Source organism: Streptomyces sp. LARHCF249, from assembly GCF_052871255.1.
On record NZ_JBIXJQ010000004.1, the window covers coordinates 64,142 to 82,868 of the forward strand.

At 73.3% G+C, this 18,727-nt stretch carries 15 protein-coding genes; 5 read left to right on the forward strand and 10 right to left on the reverse strand.

Features of this window, described 5'->3' with window-relative positions:
- Positions 1-100 precede the first annotated feature (100 nt).
- From ACIPUC_RS12055 to ACIPUC_RS12070, 4 genes are all read right to left on the reverse strand, one after another.
- A complete protein-coding gene (locus ACIPUC_RS12055; RefSeq protein ID WP_446589022.1) occupies positions 101-517 on the reverse strand; it encodes a VOC family protein in 417 nt (138 codons plus the stop codon).
- A gap of 158 nt (positions 518-675) precedes the next feature.
- Entirely contained in the window at positions 676-2,784 is a 2,109-nt protein-coding gene (locus tag ACIPUC_RS12060) for a protein kinase domain-containing protein (RefSeq protein WP_446589023.1), read from the reverse strand.
- A gap of 111 nt (positions 2,785-2,895) precedes the next feature.
- Positions 2,896-3,402: a hypothetical protein gene (locus ACIPUC_RS12065; RefSeq protein ID WP_446589024.1), complete on the reverse strand. Its 507-nt coding sequence runs from the start codon at positions 3,400-3,402 to the stop codon at positions 2,896-2,898.
- A 106-nt stretch (positions 3,403-3,508) separates the two neighbouring features.
- The gene (locus ACIPUC_RS12070) at positions 3,509-4,372 is read right to left on the reverse strand and encodes a NucA/NucB deoxyribonuclease domain-containing protein (RefSeq protein ID WP_446589025.1); all 864 of its coding nucleotides are present in this window, start codon (positions 4,370-4,372) and stop codon (positions 3,509-3,511) included.
- Between the two features lie 568 nt (positions 4,373-4,940).
- Between ACIPUC_RS12070 and ACIPUC_RS12075 the strand changes: the two genes are divergently transcribed.
- Complete coding sequence (locus ACIPUC_RS12075) at positions 4,941-5,780, forward strand: CAP domain-containing protein (protein WP_446589026.1); 840 nt, start codon at positions 4,941-4,943, stop codon at positions 5,778-5,780.
- Between the two features lie 112 nt (positions 5,781-5,892).
- On the opposite strand, the gene ACIPUC_RS12080 is transcribed toward ACIPUC_RS12075, so the two are convergent.
- Positions 5,893-6,276 carry a hypothetical protein gene (locus ACIPUC_RS12080; protein ID WP_446589027.1) on the reverse strand — a complete coding sequence of 128 codons (384 nt, stop codon included), beginning with the start codon at positions 6,274-6,276 and terminating at the stop codon, positions 5,893-5,895.
- An 89-nt stretch (positions 6,277-6,365) separates the two neighbouring features.
- Between ACIPUC_RS12080 and ACIPUC_RS12085 the strand changes: the two genes are divergently transcribed.
- A complete protein-coding gene (locus ACIPUC_RS12085; protein WP_446589028.1) occupies positions 6,366-7,100 on the forward strand; it encodes an SOS response-associated peptidase in 735 nt (244 codons plus the stop codon).
- Positions 7,101-7,388: 288 nt separating this feature from the next.
- The gene (locus ACIPUC_RS12090; RefSeq protein WP_446589029.1) at positions 7,389-8,405 is read left to right on the forward strand and encodes an alpha/beta hydrolase; all 1,017 of its coding nucleotides are present in this window, start codon (positions 7,389-7,391) and stop codon (positions 8,403-8,405) included.
- Between the two features lie 8 nt (positions 8,406-8,413).
- Here ACIPUC_RS12090 and ACIPUC_RS12095 read toward each other — a convergent pair whose 3' ends face one another.
- The 5 genes from ACIPUC_RS12095 to ACIPUC_RS12115 form a co-directional block, all read right to left on the reverse strand.
- Complete coding sequence (locus ACIPUC_RS12095) at positions 8,414-9,547, reverse strand: substrate-binding domain-containing protein (RefSeq protein ID WP_446589030.1); 1,134 nt, start codon at positions 9,545-9,547, stop codon at positions 8,414-8,416.
- A gap of 51 nt (positions 9,548-9,598) precedes the next feature.
- Positions 9,599-10,636 (reverse strand): ABC transporter permease, encoded by a 1,038-nt coding sequence (locus ACIPUC_RS12100; RefSeq protein WP_446589031.1) that lies wholly within the window; start codon positions 10,634-10,636, stop codon positions 9,599-9,601.
- Positions 10,633-12,183: a sugar ABC transporter ATP-binding protein gene (locus ACIPUC_RS12105; protein WP_446589032.1), complete on the reverse strand. Its 1,551-nt coding sequence runs from the start codon at positions 12,181-12,183 to the stop codon at positions 10,633-10,635. The genes ACIPUC_RS12100 and ACIPUC_RS12105 overlap by 4 nt, the downstream gene beginning before the upstream one ends.
- A gap of 105 nt (positions 12,184-12,288) precedes the next feature.
- Positions 12,289-15,096 carry a SpoIIE family protein phosphatase gene (locus ACIPUC_RS12110; protein ID WP_446589033.1) on the reverse strand — a complete coding sequence of 936 codons (2,808 nt, stop codon included), beginning with the start codon at positions 15,094-15,096 and terminating at the stop codon, positions 12,289-12,291.
- Between the two features lie 106 nt (positions 15,097-15,202).
- Complete coding sequence (locus ACIPUC_RS12115; RefSeq protein WP_446589034.1) at positions 15,203-16,129, reverse strand: cyclase family protein; 927 nt, start codon at positions 16,127-16,129, stop codon at positions 15,203-15,205.
- A gap of 196 nt (positions 16,130-16,325) precedes the next feature.
- On the opposite strand from ACIPUC_RS12115, the gene ACIPUC_RS12120 reads away from it, so the two are divergent.
- On the forward strand, positions 16,326-17,669 hold the full coding sequence (locus ACIPUC_RS12120; protein ID WP_446589035.1) for a phytase: 1,344 nt from the start codon (positions 16,326-16,328) through the stop codon (positions 17,667-17,669).
- Between the two features lie 111 nt (positions 17,670-17,780).
- On the forward strand, positions 17,781-18,389 hold the full coding sequence (locus ACIPUC_RS12125) for a 2'-5' RNA ligase family protein (protein WP_446589036.1): 609 nt from the start codon (positions 17,781-17,783) through the stop codon (positions 18,387-18,389).
- Positions 18,390-18,727 lie beyond the last annotated feature (338 nt).

Genomic DNA, 18,727 nt, shown 5'->3' on the forward strand with positions numbered 1-18,727 from the left:
GGCCCCCTTCGGTGTCGCCTGGCTCGATCCGACCGGTTCGAGCAGCGCGTCTGGTTCTACTTCGTCGCGGCGACCAAGGCAACGCCGCAACGGGCGCCGGTCACCGCTCGCGGGGCTGGGCGAAACGGATCATGTTGCCGGACGGGTCGCGGAAGGCGCAGTCGCGCACGCCGTAGTGCTGGTCGATCGGCTCCTGGAGTACGTCGCCGCCGGCCGCCCGGATGCGTTCGAAGGTGGCGTCGCAGTCGTCGGTGGAGAAGACCACCCCGCGCAGCAGGCCCTTGGCCAGCAGGTCCGCCATGGCCGCCCGGTCGGCCGGTGAGGCGTTCGGGTCGGCGAGCGGCGGCTCGAGGACGATCGCCACGTCCGGCTGCGCGGGCGACCCGACGGTCACCCAGCGCATCCCCTCGTAACCGACGTCGTTGCGGACCTCCAGACCGAGGGCGTCGCGGTAGAACGCGAGCGCCTTGTCGTGGTCGTCGACTGCGATGAAGCACTGAGAGAGTGTGATGTCCATGCCGTCGACGCTACGAGGCGGCGGCGGATCGCGCTTCTCCGATCCTGACCGGTTGTACCGGGCGGGTGCGCACCACCACCGCCGAACCCCCGCCCCGCATCGTAGTTTCACGCCAACTATGCATCATTTTAGCCTAGTTGCCGTTTCCTTCACCGGCCTCAGCGCCAGGCGGGATGGCCTTCGGCCGCCGTGCCGGTGGTGACCGTACGCTCGCCGGTCCGGTCCGTGCGCACGGCCCAGACCGCCGGCTTCTCGTACGGGCCGCGGACGAAGGCCACCCACGTGCCGTCGACGGACCAGGCGGGGTCCATCTCATGGGCGCCGGTGGCCACCAGGGCGCGGTCGCCGCTGCCGTCGGCGCCGACGAGGCGGATGTCGCCCTGGCCACCCGCGCCGTAGGTCCCCGCGGTGTACGCGAAGGTCGTGCCGTCCGGCGACCACACCGGGTCGAGTGCCGGGTGGGGCAGCCGGGTCACCTGCTGCGGGGCGCGCTCCGGCGCGGCGGGGTCGACCACGTGGATCTGCCAGTTCTCGGGCTCCGTCTGCAGGCAGACGGCGATGCGCTTGCCGTCCGGCGACCACGCGGGGTCCTCGACCTGGCCCGTGCCCGAGGTGAGCTGGCGGGCGGAGCCGTCGGCGACGTCGACCACGAACAGCTGCTGGACGCCGTCCTTCTCGCGCAGGACGGCGAGCCGGCTGCCGTCCGGCGACCACGAGACCCTGCCGCCGGCGATGGCGGCGACCCGGCGCGCGTTCGAACCATGGGCGTCGGCGGTCCAGACGGCCGTTCCCTCGGGGGTGCTGCGGGTGAACGCGAACGACCTGCGGTCGGGGGACCACTGGGGCAGGGTGTCGCACGCGCCCCCTGCGAGGAGCCGCACGGGCGGGTCCGTCGAGGGGTCGCGGCGGGCGACGACACCGTGACAGGTCCCCGGCCAGCCGGGGGCGGTGTCCTGCCGGATCAGGAGGGGCTCGGTCGGGAAAGGCGCCGGGGCCGGGGCGGAGGCGGAGGCGGATCCGGACCCGGATCCGGCGGGGGTGGCGGCGCCGGGCTTGGCGTTGTCCCGGTGTGCGCCGTTCCAGGGCTGCCACGCCAGCAGGCCGACGGCCGCCAGCGAGGCCGCGAGCACGGCTGCCGCCACGACCGCGCGGCGCCGCCGGCGCTGCCCGGCCTCCGGCGGCTGAACCTCCGCGGGCGCCGGGGCGACCGGTGCCTCGGTCCCCGTCACGGTCGGCGGCTGTTCCGTACGGGGCTCGGCGACGGGCCGCGGGGGCGCCGGCGCCGTACCGGGTTCCGTGCCGGCCGGCCGCGGGGCCTCCGCGGCCGGGGTGTCCTGCGGTGCCGGGGTGTCCTGCGGTGCGGCTGGTGCGGCCGGCGCGTCCGGTGCGGTCGGATGCGCGGCCGGTTCCGGCCGGGGGAGCAGGTGGGTGGCCGCGTCCGGCAGCCAGTGCTCGCCGGCCGGGTGGCGGACGGTCAGGCTGCCCAGGAAGGCCGTCGGGGTGGGCCGGGCCCCCGGCTCCTTGGACAGGCAGGCGCCGACGGCAGCGCGGAGTTCGCCGGGGACGGCGGTCAGGTCCGGCTCCTCGTGGACGACCTTGTAGTGCCTGGCCGCGGACGGGCCGTCGCCGAAGGGCGAACCGCCCGCCGCCTGGGTGAGCACCACCCCCAGCGCGAACATGTCGACCGCCGGGGTGACGGCGCCACTGGTGAGCTGCTCGGGTGCCAGGAATCCCGGCGTGCCGATCTGCAGTCCGGTCTGCGTCAGGGCCGTCCCGTCCAGAGCGCGCGCGATGCCGAAGTCGATGACGCGCGGCCCGTCCTCCGCGACGATGATGTTCGCGGGCTTGAGGTCGCGGTGGATGACGCCCGCCCGGTGGATGGCCTCCAGCGCCTCGGCCAGTCCCGCCGCCAGGACGGTGAGCGTGTCCAGGGGCAGCGAACCGACCCGCGCGAGCACCGCCTGCAGGGTGGGACCGGGCACGAACGCCGTGACCAGCCAGGCCGGATCCCCGTCCGGGTCGGCGTCGACGACCGGCGCGGTGTGGAAGCCGCCGACCCGCCGCGCGGCCGCCACCTCGTCGGCGAACCGGCGTCTGAACCCGGGTTCGGTGCTCAGCTCGGGACGTACGACCTTGACGGCCACTGCCCGGCCGGACTGGGAGCGGCCCAGGTAGACAACGCCCATGCCCCCCTGTCCGAGCCGTCCCACCAGCCGGTAGCGGCCCTCGCCGACCGACCTGGGATCGCCCGCTTCGAGCGGCTTCATGGGTCCCCCGTTCCACACTTCGCGCGATGAACAGCCCCTCTCCTATCCGGCGCGCCGCGTACCAGTCAAGCGGGGACCGGGTCGGAGGCCCGGGAGAGTGCCGCGTACCGCTCAGGGCGCGCGCCACCGTGCGGCGGTCCGGCTGGTCGCCTTCCACAGCTCGGGACCCCCGGCCGGGGCGGGCCACACCTGGATCAGGTACTCCTCGACGGGATCGCCCGCGAGGCGCGGATCGCCGTCGTCGCGGTTCCTGCCGTGGACGCGGATCCGGTACGCGCCCGGGCCGGGAAGGTCCAGCCGGCCGGCCGGGTCCGCTTCCGTGCCGGTCGTGGCGAAGTCGATGAAAGCGGAGTCCCACGCGACGGGCACCTCGGCGACGTCCTGCCACCGGTCCGCCTCCAGCGGCGGGGCCGCGGCCCAGAGCTGGGCGGTGACGGCGATGTGGCCGATCTCCTGCCCGCACAGGATGCGCGCGCTGCCGTCGTCGGGGTCGGCCTCGACGAGGCCGTTCAGCGTCCACTCGGGTTCGAACTCGGCGACGAGATCCTCCCCCGTGAGATCGATCGTGCCGGCGTCGACGTGGACGGTGCTGGTGGTGGTGTACTGCGGGGCGGGCATACGGGGTCTTCCCCTCGGTGTCGAAACGGAACGGGGCCGCACCCATGGTGGGTGCGGCCCCTGCTCTCGGGCCACCGGTCAGCAGAAGTTCCGGCGGACGGGTCGGTCAGTCCCGGCCGCAGCCGACCGGCCCCATTGCCTGCGGCGGCGCCTGCGCGCCCGCGGACTTGAGGACGCGGACGTAGAACGCGTCGCCCTCCAGGACCCGCTGGCCGTTCAGCGAGGCCTTGCGCAGGCTGCCCTCACGGGAGTTGTCGCCCCCGTCGAGGAAGTGGCAGGAGTAGTCCGGGTTCCGGCTGGCCCCCTCCAGCGACTGGGCGAACGGATACTCGTCACACGCCAGCCCGCTGCCCGGCGGAGGCCGCGGCACGTTGCGACCGCAGGCCACGTCGCGGTTGTCGTCGATGATCGTGTCGTCGAAGGTGCGGTGCAGCGGGTACCGGGTACCCGGCTTGCCCCACGGCTGCTTGAGGTTGCGCTGCGCCCAGTCGACGTGCCAGGCCACCGCGTCGACCCGCGGGTTGCCGGTGTCCAGCACCCACACGGCAGGGACCTGCGGGTACACGCAGCCACCGGTCCGGACGGGCGTGATGCGGGGCGTGCTGTCGCAGCGCGGCCGGAACGTCTGCCCGATGAGCGCGCTGCCCTCGTCGTGGCGGGGCGCGTCCAGGGTGGCGTACGGGCGGACGCTGTCGTTGACCAGTTCGCGGCCCGGGGAGGACACGGTGAACTCGTACGTCCGCGTCTGGTTGGGGAACAGCAACTGCTCACCCGACTCGTCCACGTCGCAGTGGTTGCACTCGAAGCCGACCCGGCCTTGGGTCACCCATCCCGCCCAGGAGGACGGGTCCGTGAGCCGCAGTTCCACCTTGTACTTCGACGCGTACCGGTTGCGCGGGTCGAGGGTGGACGTGACCTTGGAATGCAGGGTCGCCGTCCCCGCCGGTGTTCCGTTGACCGTGTAGATCACCGGGATCTTCTGGTTCGAGCACGATTCGGTCCGGGTGAGTCGGATGATTCCTTCGGCACAGTCCAGTGCCTGGGCGCCCACGTCACCTTCGGTGTCCGTAAGGGTGGTTGCCTTCTCCGGCGTGCCCAGTGTGATGGCGAGCCGACCCGATCCAGAGTCGCTCGGTTCGGGCGCGGCGTTCGCAGGTGAGGCCACTGCCAGCGAGATCAGCAGGGCCGTGCCGATGGCAGCGACTGCCGCGCGTGTCCTACGTAACGGTGCTTTACCCATGCGGGTGAGTCCTTCGTCAGTCGAACGGATGGACCCGTGCATGGTGAAACGGTCAACGTCGTTGGGTCAACGGGTTGTTGAGCTCTACCGGACTTCCTCACGCAAACCCCCCGACGCGTGCGCAAACCCCGCACCACGGGAACCCGTACCTCCGCACGCCGCGGAAACGGACCTGTGCCCACCCTGCGGGCTTCCTTAAGGGACCGTGAAGAACGCCTCCGGACGGCTCTTTGGGCTGGTCACCGCCCTAGGCTCGGGCGGACCGACCTCCCCTCTCTCTCTGTGAGGTGCTACACGCATGAGCCGCAGCCGAACTCCCGGAACCCCGTCCCGCGTCGAGGCGCGCCGGAAGAAGACGGTGCGCACGCGCATCGTGCTGTCCCTCACCGCGGCGGCCGCGGCGGTGGCGGTCGGGGTCGCGGTGGCCGACTCCGACGGCGGTGCGCGCGCGGACCAGCGGGCCGGCGCCACCGGGCCGAAGCCCGGGACGGCGGGCTCCGGTACCGGGGAGGCCACGGCAACTCCCTCGCCTCCCCTCTCCACGCCCACCGCCGACGCCGCGTCCGCGCCCGGCGCGATGCCCTCCGGAACACCCGGCGCCGACGCCACGGAATCCGCCGCTCCGACGAAGTCCGCGGCCGAGGGGAGCTCCCCGGCCACGGCGGCGGCAGCCCAGACCCGCAAGCCCGCGCGGACGCCCGCCGCGCCCGCCGGCGGCTCCGGGGGGTCGGGCGGCTCCTCCGGCAGTGCCTCCGGCGACTCCGAGTCGGCGGTCCTCGCCCTGGTCAACAAGGAGCGGGCGGCGGCCGGGTGCGGCCCGCTGGCCGCGAACGCCCAGCTGACCGCCGCGGCCAGGGCGTACAGCGACACCATGGCCCGCAGCGGCGTCATGTCCCACACCGGACCCGACGGGTCGACCATGACCACCCGCGTGGAGGCCGCCGGTTACGGGTGGTCCCGCCTCGGCGAGAACATAGCCCGCGGCCAGGCGGACGCCGACGCGGTCATGAACGCATGGATGAACAGCCCCGGCCACAAGGCCAACATCCTCAACTGCGCCTTCAGGGAGATCGGCATCGGCGTCCACAAGGGCGACGGCGGCCCGTGGTGGACGCAGAACTTCGGCACGCCGAAGTAGGACCCCACCCGCCTGCCGGCCCGACGAGCGCCCTCCGACGCGTACGCGGGCCAGGGGGCGTCGGCGTCGGCCCGCGGGCGCGGGATCCGGCGTACGGGATGGCCGCCGGCCCTCAGGCGGACGTGAAGAGGCCCTCGTGCGCGTCGTCGAGGATGAACCCGTTGTCGAAGCGCACGCGGACCGTGACGCGCGGCCCCCGTGCCTGGTACGCGATCCACTCGGGCTCCAGTGAGCCGACCTTCTCCTCGAGCTGCTTCCTGCTCCCCGCGGGCATGTCGTGGCCGAAGGAGTCGAGCAGCGACTTGAGCCGCTCGTACTCGCGGACCTCCTCGCTCCGATGCCGGTGCTCGACCACCTGCGCGACGGTGCCCTCGGTGCCCGCTGCCAGCGACAGGAACCCGGCGACGGCCTCCGGGGAGTCCTCGGTCACCGCGACCGCACCGGTCAGCCGGGTGTCCGCCGCCAGCTTCACCCGCTGGCCTTCCTTCAGCGTCATGATTCTTCGTCTCTCGGATCTCGGATCGATGCGTGGGCCGGTGCCATTATCGGTGCCGGTGGACGAGGCCGGCGTGGGAGAGTGTGACCATGTGCGGTCGTTACGCTTCTTCCCGGGCCCCGGAGGACCTCGCGGGGCTCTTCGACGCCGAGCGGGAACCCGGCGCCGAGGCGCTGGAGCCGTCCTGGAACGTGGCCCCCACCGACGACGTATGGGCGGTCCTGGAACGCGCCGACCGCGGCACCGGGGAAGTGGCGCGCCGGCTGCGGCCGGTGCGGTGGGGGCTGGTGCCGTCCTGGGCGAAGGACCCCTCGGTGGGCTCGCGCATGATCAACGCCCGGGTGGAGACCGTGCACGAGAAGCCCGCGTACCGGCGCGCGTTCACCCGTCGGCGGTGCCTGCTGCCCGCCGACGGCTTCTACGAATGGGTCGCCGTGCCCGCCACCGGCTCCGCGAAGGCGTACAAGCAGCCGTACTTCATCCGCCCCGAGGACGCGGAGGTGATGGCGATGGCCGGGCTGTACGAGTTCTGGCGCGACCCGGCCGTCAAGGACGACGACGACCCGTCGGCCTGGCTGACCACGGCCACGATCATCACCACCGAAGCCACCGACCAGGCGGGCCGGGTCCACCCCCGCATGCCGCTGGCCCTCGACCCCGCCGACTACGACACCTGGCTCGACCCCGCCCACCAGGACACCGCGGACCTCCGCGCCCTCCTCCACACCCCGGCCGACGGCCGCCTCGCGGTGACGGCGGTCTCGACGGCGGTCAACAGCGTCCGCAACAACGGCCCCCACCTCCTCGACCCGGCCGAGCCCTAGACCGTCCGCCGGGTTGGCACGGGAATCCGACCAGCCCCCAGCCGCGTGCCCAGCCGCGGCCATACCCGGCCGTCCCCGGCCGCAAGCTCGGCCTCGGCGCACGGACGCAGCAGAAGGCCGGGTACGCGGCGTCGGCCAGTGCATCCAGGCGCTCGCCCGCCGGGATCCGGGCGAGGTGGTCCCAGTCGGCCATGAGCACGGTGATGTCCAGTCCCATCAGGGCAGGCTATCCACCGCGCGGGTGATTGACTGAGCCGCATGGATCTCGTGCGCGCCTTTCCTCCTGGCATGCCGTCAGAGCCCGGCCCGGGTTCGAGGGCCGGGCAAGCGCCCCCGCTCGATCCCGAACTGGCCGCGGCGCTGGCGGCCTTGGGTGAGGGGGCGCGGGAGCCGCTCACCCCCGAGAACCTCGCGGCCCGGCAGGAACGGGATGCCGCGGCCCGGCCCAGGCCGACGGTCCGGGACCTGCGGGCCGACGGCCGCTTCGAGGTCGAGGAGCTACGGGTGCCGGGAGCTCCGGGCGGACGGGACGTCACGCTCGTGAGCGCGCGGCCCGCCGGGCTCACCGGGCCGCTGCCGCTGCTGTACTACCTGCACGGCGGCGGAATGATCTCGGGCAACGCGTGGTCCGTCCTTCCGCGGCTGCTGCGCGCATGGGCCCTCCCCCTGGAGCTGGCCGTCATCTCCGTCGAGTACCCGCTGGCCCCGCGGGCGCAGTACCCCGTACCGCTGGAGGACTGTTACGCCGGACTCGTCTGGGCGGCCGCGCACGCGGCCGAACTGGGCCTCGACGCGGACCGCTTCGTCGTCGGAGGAAAGAGCGCCGGCGGCGGACTCGCCGCGGCGCTCGCCCTGCTCACCCGCGACGGGGGCGGGCCGACGCCGATCGGGCAACTGCTCCTGTGCCCGATGCTCGACGACCGGGGCGACACCTTCTCCAGCCACCAGATGGCCGGCACCGACACCTGGGACCGCACCTCCAACGCCACCGCGTGGCAGGCGCTGCTGGGCGACCGGTACGGCGCCGCGGACCTGCCGCCCTACGCGGCTCCCGCCCGCGCCACGGATCTGTCCGGGCTGCCCCCGGCCTACATCGAGGTCGGTTCGGCCGAGACCTTCAGGGACGAGGGCGTGGCCTACGCCCAGGCGGTCTGGCAGGCCGGCGGGCAGGCCGAACTGCACGTATGGCCCGGAGCCTGCCACGGCTTCGACACCCTCGCACCACGGGCCGCGATCAGCCGGGACGCCCGCGAGGCCCGTACCCGCTGGCTCCGGCGCGTCCTCACACGGCGACCGAGCGGATGAGCGCGCCGTCACGTGCCCCAGATCTTCCGGTACGCCTCGCGGTAGCCGGACGGATCCCAGGACGTGGCGCCGTCGCTGTTCTCGGCCGTGGCGATGTGGACGGGGGCGACGTAGCCGCTGGCGGGCCGGCCGGCGAAGGCGCGGTTGAACTCGTCGACGATCTGCCAGCCCTGCTCGTTCAGCGGCTCGGGGACGGTGGCCGCCTGGAACTGCTTGCCGTTGATGCGCTGGAAGGCGGAGGTGTCGCCGTCGCCCGCACCGATGTTGAAGGGCGGTCCGGAGCCCGGCTTCCCGGCCGCGCGCAGGGCGGGGGCGGCATCGGCGAAGTAGAGGTCGTTGATGGCCGCGGAGTAGGTCCACTCGTCCGGGAAGCGGGACAGGAGGGACGAGACCGCCTGCGGGGTGCGGCTGCTCGCGTCCGGGATCGGGATGTTCTCGTACGACAGGACCCGTACGCCGGAACACGTGGCGAGCTCCCGCTGGATCAGTTCGGCCTTGTTCTTGGCGAACGGGATCGAGTCGTCGGTGAACAGGACGACTCCGGCGTCGCCGCCGGACCGGGCGATGATCCAGTCCGCGCTGATCCTCGCCACGTCCTCCACCTTCGTGGTGATGTTGGTGAACAGCCGGGGGTGCTCGCTCGGGCCGGGGGAGGACACCGCGTGCCAGCCGATGACCGGGATCCGCGCCGCCCCGGCCCGCGCCATCTGCTGCGAGGTCAGACGGGGATCGAAGCCGCCGATGACGATGCCCGCGGGCTTGAGGGTGACGGCCTGGCTGAGCGCTGCCTGGATTCCGGCGGGCGTGCCCTCCCCGTCGATCACCCGGACCTGCCAGCCGATGGCCTTCGCGGCCTCCTCGACGCCCTTCGCGACGCCTGCGACGCCAGGGTTGGTCATGGTCTGCGCGACGTAGACGACGGTCCTGCCGGGCACCGCCGCGGGACCGCTGGTGGGACCGCGCCAGGACGTGTCGGTGTTCTCGGCCTGGCGAACGGCTGCCCCGGCCCTCGCGAGGGTGTCGGGACAGCCGGCGGGGGACGGGCCGCTGCCGGTCGACGGGCCGGGCGCGCAGCCGGAGACGAGGGCGGCCGCGGTCAGCAGGGCTGTTGCGACGAGGGTGGTCTTGCGGTTGGGGTACACGGTGCTCGGTGCTCCTGACGCGGGTGCGCGTACGACGCGCTCACAACATGCTCACGACGTGTTCTGGACGTGTTCCGGAGGCGGCTGTCTTTCGCCGGTGCGCAGCCGGCGGCGCGCCGAGTACCCGGCCAGGCCGACCGCGATGAGCAGGGTGCCGCCGTTGAACAGCGGCGTGGCCCAGAACTCGGCGCCGAGCTGGCCGATCCCGGCGAGGCCGATGGCGAGGACGGCGACGGCCACGACGGTGCCGGCGGCGTTGGCGCGGCCGGGCCTGATCGTGGTGGACCCGAGCAGGGCGCCGACGAAGGCGGGCAGCAGGTAGTCCAGCCCGACGCTCGGGTTGCCGGTCTGCTGCTGGGCCGCGAGCAGGACGCCGGCGAAGCCGACGACCAGGCTCGATCCCGCGAAGGCGTAGATGGAGTAGGTGCGGGTGGGGATGCCGATGATGCCGGCGGCGCGCGGGTTGGAGCCGATGACGTACATGTACCGGCCGAGCGGGAGCCGTTCCAGTACCAGCCAGAGGACGGCCGCGACGGCCAGGACGTAGAAGGCGGGTACCGGCAGGCCGAGCAACCGGGAGTCGTAGAGGCCGGTGAAGGAGGCGGGCAGGCCGTCCGGGCCGGGAACGATCCGGCCGCCCTCGGTGATCCAGCCGGTGACGGCGTACATCATGCTGCCGGTGCCGAGCGTGGCGATGAAGGAGTCGATCTGCCCGAACTCGACGATCACGCCGTTGAGCGCGCCGACCACCGCCGCTGCGCACACGACCACCAGGCAGGCGAGCGGCCACGGCCAGCCCTCGTCGACGACGAGCTGCATCACCATCACGTGCGCCAGGCCGAGACCGTAGCCGATGGACAGGTCGAACCGGCCGGTGGCGATGGGGAGCGTCGCGCCGAGCGCCAGGATGGCGGGGATCGACTGGTTGGACAGGATCGAGGAGATGTTGTCCTGCGTGGGAAAGGTCGCCGGCAGGGCGAGGGAAAACACCAGGAAGAGCAGGGCGGCGAGGGCCAGGAGCCCGTAGGCGCCGATGTGGTGCCCGCGAAGGCGGCCCCGTACGGACCGGGGCGAGGGGGTGAGGGTCATCGGCTCGTTGCAGCTCCGGTGATGGGGGGCATGGCCGAGGCGGTCCGGGTCAGTTCGGCGACGGTGAGGGCGGCGCCGGACAGCTCGGCGGCCACCGTCCCGCGGACGAACACCAGGGCGCGGTGGCACACGCCCGCGACCTCTTCGAAATCGGTGGAGAGGAGCAGCACCGCCAGCCCGGAGGCCAGCGCGTCGTCGAGCAGCCGGTAGATCGTGGCCTTGGCGCCGACGTCCACGCTGGCCGTCGGCTCCTCGAGGACGAGCAGGCGCAGGTTCCCCCGGAGCCACCGCCCGACCATGACCTTCTGCTGGTTGCCGCCGGACAGGGTGGCGATCGGCACCTCGCTGTCGCGGGGCCGCACCGAGAACCGGTCGATGAGGGCGGCGGCCGTGGCGCGCTCGCGCCGCGGGCTGATCCAGTGCCAGGCCGGCACACCGGCTGCCCGGGGGTTCGCCAGGAAGTTCTCCCGTACGGTCAGTTCGGCGGCGCAGCCCTCCTCCTGACGGTTGCCCGCCACGAAGCCGACGCCGGAGCCGAGGGCGTCGGCGACCGTGCGCGGGCGGTACGGGCGCCCGTCCAGCAGCGCCCGTCCGGCGAGGATCGGCCGGGCGCCGGCGAGGGCGCGGCCCAGCTCCATGTGGCCGGCGCCGGTCAGACCCACCATGCCGAGGATCTCGCCCCTGCGCAGGTCCAGGCCGACCGGTCCGGTGGACGCGGTCCGCACGCCGTCGAGGCTCAGGAGGGGCGGGCCGGCGGCCGGGTGCGCGGCCGGTGCGTAGCCGGCCGGTTCGCGGCCGACGATGGCGTGCACCAGACGGGCCGGGCTGTGGCCGGCCAGCGGCCCCCGGTCGGCCAGGCGGCCGTCGCGCAGGACGGCGAAGGTGTCGGCTACCCGGTACACCTCGTCGAGCCGGTGGCTGACGTAGAGGATGCCGTGCCCCCGGTCGCGCAGCGCGTGCAGGACGTCGAAGAGCCGGGCGCAGTCCGCGGCGGGGAGGGTGGCGGTCGGCTCGTCGAGGACGATGAGCTCGGCCCGTGTCGCGAGGGCGCGGGCGATGGCGACGAGCGAGCGCTCGGCGGGAGCGAGGTCGGCGATCCGGCTGTCGGGGTCCAGGTGCCCGGCGACGACGGCGAGGGCCTCGCGGCAGCGTTCGCGGGTCCGCCGCCAGGAGACCAGCCCCCAGCGGCGCGGATAGCCGGTGCCCAGGGCGATGTTCTCGGCCACCGTCATCCACGCGACGAGACCGGGGTCCTGGTGGATGAAGGACATGTTCCGGGTGGCGGCGTGCGAGCCGAGCGGGTGTCCGGCCACGGTCACGTCGCCCTCGTCGGCGTGGTGGACCCCGGCGAGCACCTTGATGAGGGTGGACTTCCCGGCACCGTTGGGACCGAGCAGGGCGAGCACGCTGCCCCGGTGGAGGTCGAGGTCGACCGAGGCCAGCGCCAGGGTGCCGCCGAATCGTTTGCTCAGACCGCGGACGCGGACGAGGGGTTCGCCGCCGAACCGCGAAGGCGGGCCCGTCGAGGTGTCGGGAGCGTCATGCACAGACTTCTCCGGGGGTCGGCCTCCGAGTTCTTCCCGACTGCACGGGAAATCCTACGGGGACATGTGACGCAATTCCGGTATATCGGCCAGAGGTGCTGGTGCGGGTCATGCCGCGGCCAGGGCGCACTCGGCCCAGATGACCTTGCCCTCGGTGGTGTAGCGCGTGCCCCAGGCCTGGGCGAGCTGCGCGACGAGGAACAGGCCGCGGCCGCCCTCGTCGGTGGTGGCCGCGTGGCGCATGCGCGGCGCCGTGCTGCTGGTGTCGTACACCTCGCAGATCAGCGTGCGGTCGCGGATGAGCCGTACCCGGATGGGCCCGGCGCCGTAGCGGACGGCGTTGGTGACCAGCTCGCTGAGCAGCAGTTCCGTGGCGAAGGCGGCCTCGTCCAGGCCCCACCGGCTCAGCTGGTCCACGGCGGCGGAGCGGACGTCGCAGACCCGGGCCGGGTCGGCGGGCAGGTCCCAGGTGGCGATCCGGTCGGGGGGTACGGCGTGGGTGCGGGCGACGAGGAGTGCGATGTCGTCGCCGGGGTGTTCGGGTGCCATCGCGTCGAGGACCGCCTGGCAGGTGTCCTCGGGGGCGCGGTCCGGGTGGGCCAGTACGCGGCGCAGGTCGTCGAGGGCCAGGTCGATGTCCCGGTGCCGGTCCTCGATGAGTCCGTCGGTGAACAGCACCAGCTGGCTGTTCTCGGGGAGGTGGAACGCGACCGACTCGAAGGGCAGCCCGCCGAGGCCGAGCGGGGGTCCGGCGGGCAGGTCGAGGAACGCCACGGTGCCGTCGGACCGGACCAGCGCGGGCGGGGGGTGGCCGGCGCGGGCCATGGTGCACTCCTGAGAGGTGGGGTCGTAGATGGCGTACAGGCAGGTGGCGCCGACGATGCCGGCGGCGGGGTGGTGCCCGCCGTTCCCGTCGTCCCCGCCCTCCTCGCGGTCGAGGCGGACCATGAGGTTGTCCAGGTGGGTGAGGAGCTCGTCGGGGGCGAGTTCCAGTTCGGCGAAGTTGCGGGCGGCGGTGCGCAGCCGGCCCATCGTGGCGGCGGCGTGCAGCCCGTGGCCGACGACATCGCCGACGAGGAGGGCCACGCGGGTCCCGGAGAGGGGGATGACGTCGAACCAGTCGCCGCCCACACCGTGCTCCGCGGGCAGGTAGCGGTGGGCGACCTCGACGGCCTCCTGTTCGGGGAGGCCGCGCGGGAGCAGGCTGCGCTGCAGGGACAGGGCCAGGGTGTGTTCACGGGTGTAGCGGCGGGCGTTGTCGATGCACAGGGCGGCGCGGGCGGCGAGTTCCTGGGCCAGCGAGCGGTCGTCGTCCCCGTAGGGGGCGGGGTCCTGGGAACGGTAGAAGCCGGCGATGCCCAGGAGGACGCCGCGGGCGAGCAGCGGGACGGCGATGAGGGAGTGGATGCTGTGGGCGAGGAGCAGCTCGGCGTGCTCGGGGTCCTGGGCGATCCAGCCGAAGGCGGCCCGCAGATCGGGCTCCAGTACGGGCCCGCCGGTGATCAGGCAGCGCATGTGGGGAGTGGTCGGGCGGAGGCTGACCTGCTCTCCCACCGGGTAGAAGGGGCAGTCCTCGCGGATGCCGTGGACCACCGTGCGCCGCATGTGGGTGGTGGGATTGGGGGACTCCTCGCCGCGCAGTACGGCCTCGGGCACGTCGATGGTGACGAAGTCGGCCAGGCGCGGCACCGCGATCTCGGCGAGTTCCCAGGCGGTGCGGCTCACGTCCAGGGTGGTGCCGATGCGGTTGCTGGCCTCGGCCAGCAACTCCAGGCGGCGTCGTGCCGCGACGGCGTACTTTCCCACCTCGGGCTCGCCCACCAGCACGAGCCCTCTGACCATGCCGTCGGCGGAGTCGGCGGTGCCGGGTGCGGCCGGGCGGGATGCTGCCGGGCCGGGCGCGGTCGGGCCGGGTGCGCCGCGGGCAAGGGGGCCGGGCGGTGGGGCGGTGGCGGCGGGGGCCGGGGTGTGGGCGGGCGCGGGGGCGTGCCGCTCCGACTCGTCGGGGAGGAGTACCTCGATGACGAGGCCCTCCACCCCGGAGGCGCTCGTCACGGGACGGCTCACGAGGGTGACCTGCCGGCCGCGGGACAGGGGCACCTCGGCGGCGGCCCGCCGGGCCGAGGCCATCAGCTCCGTGGCCTTCTCCTTGAGCGTCGTCTGGTCGCTCTGCTCCAGCTCGCTCTGGAGCAGCTCGTCCATTCCGATCGGGTACGCGTTCCGGGCGTCCTCGCCGGTCCGGGCACGGCTCTCGGCATCGAGGTACGCGTGCAGCAGGCCCCGCTCGCGCGCCGAACTCTGCTGCATCAGCCGTCTCTCGATGGCTTCGGCCGCCCTGCGCACCACCGGGACCAGGGCAGGGTCCGCATCCGTGTAGGGATAGCCGAGGCACAGGACGCCCTCGATGTGCCCGTTGAGCTGGTCGCGCACGGGGATCGCGGTGCAGGCGCTCGCCTGGGACCGCTCGGCGAAGTGCTCGGCGCCGTACACCTGGCAGAGCCGCCGCTCCGCGAGGGTCAGACCTATGCCGTTGGTCCCGGCGAACTGCTCGGCGAACACGAACCCGGGGATGCGCTGGATCGCCGGGAGACGCCGGACCATGGACTTCTCTCCGAAACGGCGTTCGAGCACGGTGCCGTGTCCATCGGCGAGACAGATGTTCATCCGGCTGCCGGAGAAGATGGATTGGAGCCGGTCGAGCACGGGCCGGGCGGCGCGCACGAGCCTGCCGTCCGGGTCGAAGTCCGATGTGAAGGGAAGCTCGGACTGGTCCGGCGACAGCCCCAGCAGCCGGCTGCGCTGCCAGGAGCTCAGGATCGGACTTCTCACGCTCCCCTCGACGGACTCGACCGCTTCGCCGTGGAGGAATCGGTCACGGGAACGCACGGGGCCGATGCGGTCGTCTACGACCCCCATCTGCACCACTCCCCTCACCGGAAGTGCTCGATCGCCCGGTCTGAGTATATTCCTCACGTTTTGCGGGTGGGTGGTGGAGGCGGAGGGATCGACCGGCCGGGGCCTCTCACAGGATCGCGACCGGATTGACCGGCGAGCCCGTACCGCCGGGGACGTTCAGCGGCGTCACGACGAGCATGAACGCGTACCGGCCCGCCTCGGCGCAGGCGGCGGAGAGCGGCTCGAGGTCGAGGTTGTCCAGGAGGGGCACCCCCATCGCGGCGACCGCGAGCGCGTGGACGGGGGAGTGCACGCCCTCGACCGGCGACGGCCGTACGTCGCTGTCCCCGTCCCCGCCCAGCAGGGCGATGCCCCGCTCCGCCAGCAGCGGCACGGCGCTCACGTGCCAGCCCGCGCTCGCCGCGGCGGGGTCCCAGGGGCCGGTCTCCCGGCGGCGGCGGAAGGCGCCGGAGCGCAGCAGCAGGGCATCGCCGTCCTCGATCGCCACGCCGAGTGCCTGCTCCGCGGCGATGACGTCCCGTGCGTGCACCGCATGCCCCGGCTCGAGCCAGCGGACCCCGAGCGCGGCGGGCAGGTCGAGGAGTACGCCCTTGGTGACCAGGGGGCCGAGTGCCGACACCGCGCCGAACCGGGCGCCCGCGGCATCGACGCTCTCGCGCGCCTCGCGGCCGTCGTAGAGCAGCCCCCGGTAGGCGACGTGTGACAGCGCGTCGAGATGCGTGACGCCCTTGCCGTGGTAGTCGACGGCGAGGAAGTCCTTGTAGACGGACGGTTCCGGGTCCTCCACGTCGCCGAGGTCGGACATGTAGTGCAGCGCGGGCTTCGCGTTGTCCGGTCCCGGACGGGTGTCCCAGGGCCTCCCCATCGGGACGACCGTGCCGGACCGGACCAGCGCGCCGGCCCTCCGTACGTGGCCCGCTGTCACCCTGTTCCAGGCGCCGCGGTCGGGCGCGGCCCACTGGCCCCAGGTGCGGACGGAGGCGAAGAGCGCGTCGAACTCCTGACGGGAGACGGCTGCGGGGTTGCTGGTCATGTGTGCTCAGCGCTCCAATGTTCGTGCGGCTGCTGCCCGGGGCGCCCGGGTGCGCCACGGCTCCCGGCGCAGCATCCCACCGGGGTTCATCGCACGCTCATGCGCGCGCCACATCGCCTCCACGTCGGCTACTCGCGAGTAGACCAGGGTGACGGGCGCCCAGCACCTCAACCGGACTCCGTGAGCAGGAGGCACTATGAGTGTGACCCCGAGCAGGCGATCGCCGTTCGTCGCCGCGGCGACCCTCGCGGCCCTCGGCATGATCGCCGTACCGGCGCACGCACAGCCACAGCCGCATCTCCCGACCCCGTCATTGCCCGAGGTATCGGCCTCCGTCGAGACGCCGTCCCTCTTCGACGACGAGGCGGGTGGCAACGCCAACGCCGACGACCCGGCGATCTGGCGGAACGCGTCCGATCCCGACCGCAGCCTGGTGATCGCCACCGCCAAGGAAGGCGGCCTGCGGGTGTACGACCTGGACGGGCGTCAGGTCCAGAGCCTGCCGGCGCCGCCGCCCCCGCGGGACGGCGACAAGCCCGGGCGCTTCAACAACGTCGACCTGATCACCGGGCTGCGCTTCCCCGACGGCCGCCACGACGTGGCGGTCGTCTCCGACCGGGGCCACGACCGGCTGCGCTTCTACCGGATCGACCCCGACCGCCCGAGCGCGCCCCTCGTCGACGTCACCGACGAGGCGGCGGCCCCGCTGGTCTTCTCCGCCGATCAGGACGAGGTCGACGACCAGCGCACCGCGTACGGGCTGGCCGCCTACACCGACCGCCGCCGCGGCCGTTCGTTCGCGGTGGCCAGCCGGCGCCACGACACCAAGCTCGCGCTGGCCGAACTCGCACCGGATGCGCGCGGAAAGGTCGGCTACCGCCTCGTCCGCACCGTCACCCTGCCGTCCTCCTTCACCCTGCCCGACGGGACCGGCTGGACGCCGTGTGCCGAACCCGGCGAACTTCCCCAGGTGGAGGGCATGGTCGTCGACCCGGACACCGGCGACCTGTACGCGGGCCAGGAGGACGTGGGCATCTGGAAGCTCGACGCGGACCTGCGCTCCCCGGCCCGCCTGATCGAGAAGGTCCGCTCCTACGGCGTGCCCGGCACCTGGAACCCGCAGACCGAGGAGTGCGACGCGGGCGCCGACCCGGGCTTCGGCGGCCGGCACATCAGCGCCGACGTGGAGGGCCTGACGATCTGGCGCGACCCCGAGGACCCCCGCAGCGACGGCTACCTCATCGCGTCCGCCCAAGGCGCCGACACCTTCGCCGTGTTCGACCGCGACGACCGCAATGCCTTCGTGCGCAGCTTCCGGATCACCGCGGGCGGCAAGCCCGGCGCGCCCGACGGCTCGGAGGTCTGCGACGGAGCCGCCGTCACCAGCGCCCCGCTGGGCAGGAGGTTCCCGCACGGCCTGCTGGTCGTCCAGGACGGCGCGAACACCCCGCAGACCCCCGGACCCGACGGAGAGGCCCGTACCGACACCGACTTCAAGTTCGTCGACTGGGGCAAGCTCCAGCGCGCCGCGCGCCTCTGACGCGCCCGTGAGCCGTGCGGCCGGGGTGCCGGCCGGTCGCACGGCCCACGTCGGCGGCGTCCGGGCAGGTTCCGGACGCCTCGGCAGCGACGGGTCCGGTACCGTGTGAACGTGTCCCCGACCTCCGGTGGCGGAACCGGGATCCCAGGGCTCCTCCAGGTCGCGCCCACACCGCGGACCGCCGTGGTGTGGCTCCCGCCGGACGGACTGTGGCCTGCGATCCAGAGCATTCGCGCCGAGCACGACCCGCAGATCCGCCGCTGGCCACCGCACGTGAACCTGGTCTTCGGATTCGTCCCGGAGGCCGACTTCCCGGCGGCGGTCCCGCTCCTGGCCGACGCGGCCGCGCGCAGCGAGCCGTTCGACGTCCGCCTCGGCGGAGTGCACGCCTTCCGGCACCGCGCGTACTCCACCGTGTGGCTGGACCCCGCCGCAGCCGGGCCGGCCCCCTGGACGAGGCTCCAGGCCGCCTTGGCCGAGCCCTTCCCCCTGTGCCGCGGCCGGTTCCCGCGGTTCACGCCGCACCTGTCACTCGGCCGCACCCATGACCCGCGGAACCTGGCCGCGGAGTGTGCCGCCCGCCTCGGCAGCATGTCGGCGCGGGTCCACGACATCGTGCTGCTCTCCCGCCGCGGCGAGGAGCCCATGCGGCCCCGCTTCGCGATCACCCTGGGCACCGGCGACGTGCGCCCGCTCGGCGAGAACGGCCTGGCCGGATAGTCGACGGATACCGAGGCCGTCGCACAGGGCCAGGACCAGCGTGCCGGGCGCCGCGACGTCGCAGCCGGTGAACTGGCCGGAGTCGATGCCCCGTTCCCCGAATCCGGCGACCCAGGCGTGCAGCTGGCCGGCCGTGCCGTCGCGCAGGGCGCGTCATGCTGTGAGCCCTCCAGGGCGGGTGCGGACGTACTCGGAGGGGTCATGATCCGTTGTGTTTCAGGAATGTGTTCGCGAATGCACCGGCAAGTGACGCGTATGTGTGGGTGATTCGAAGAGTGTGGTCATTCCGAGGGGCCCGCGCGGAGGTCTCTTTAAGAAACCTTGTTGAACAAGGCCGA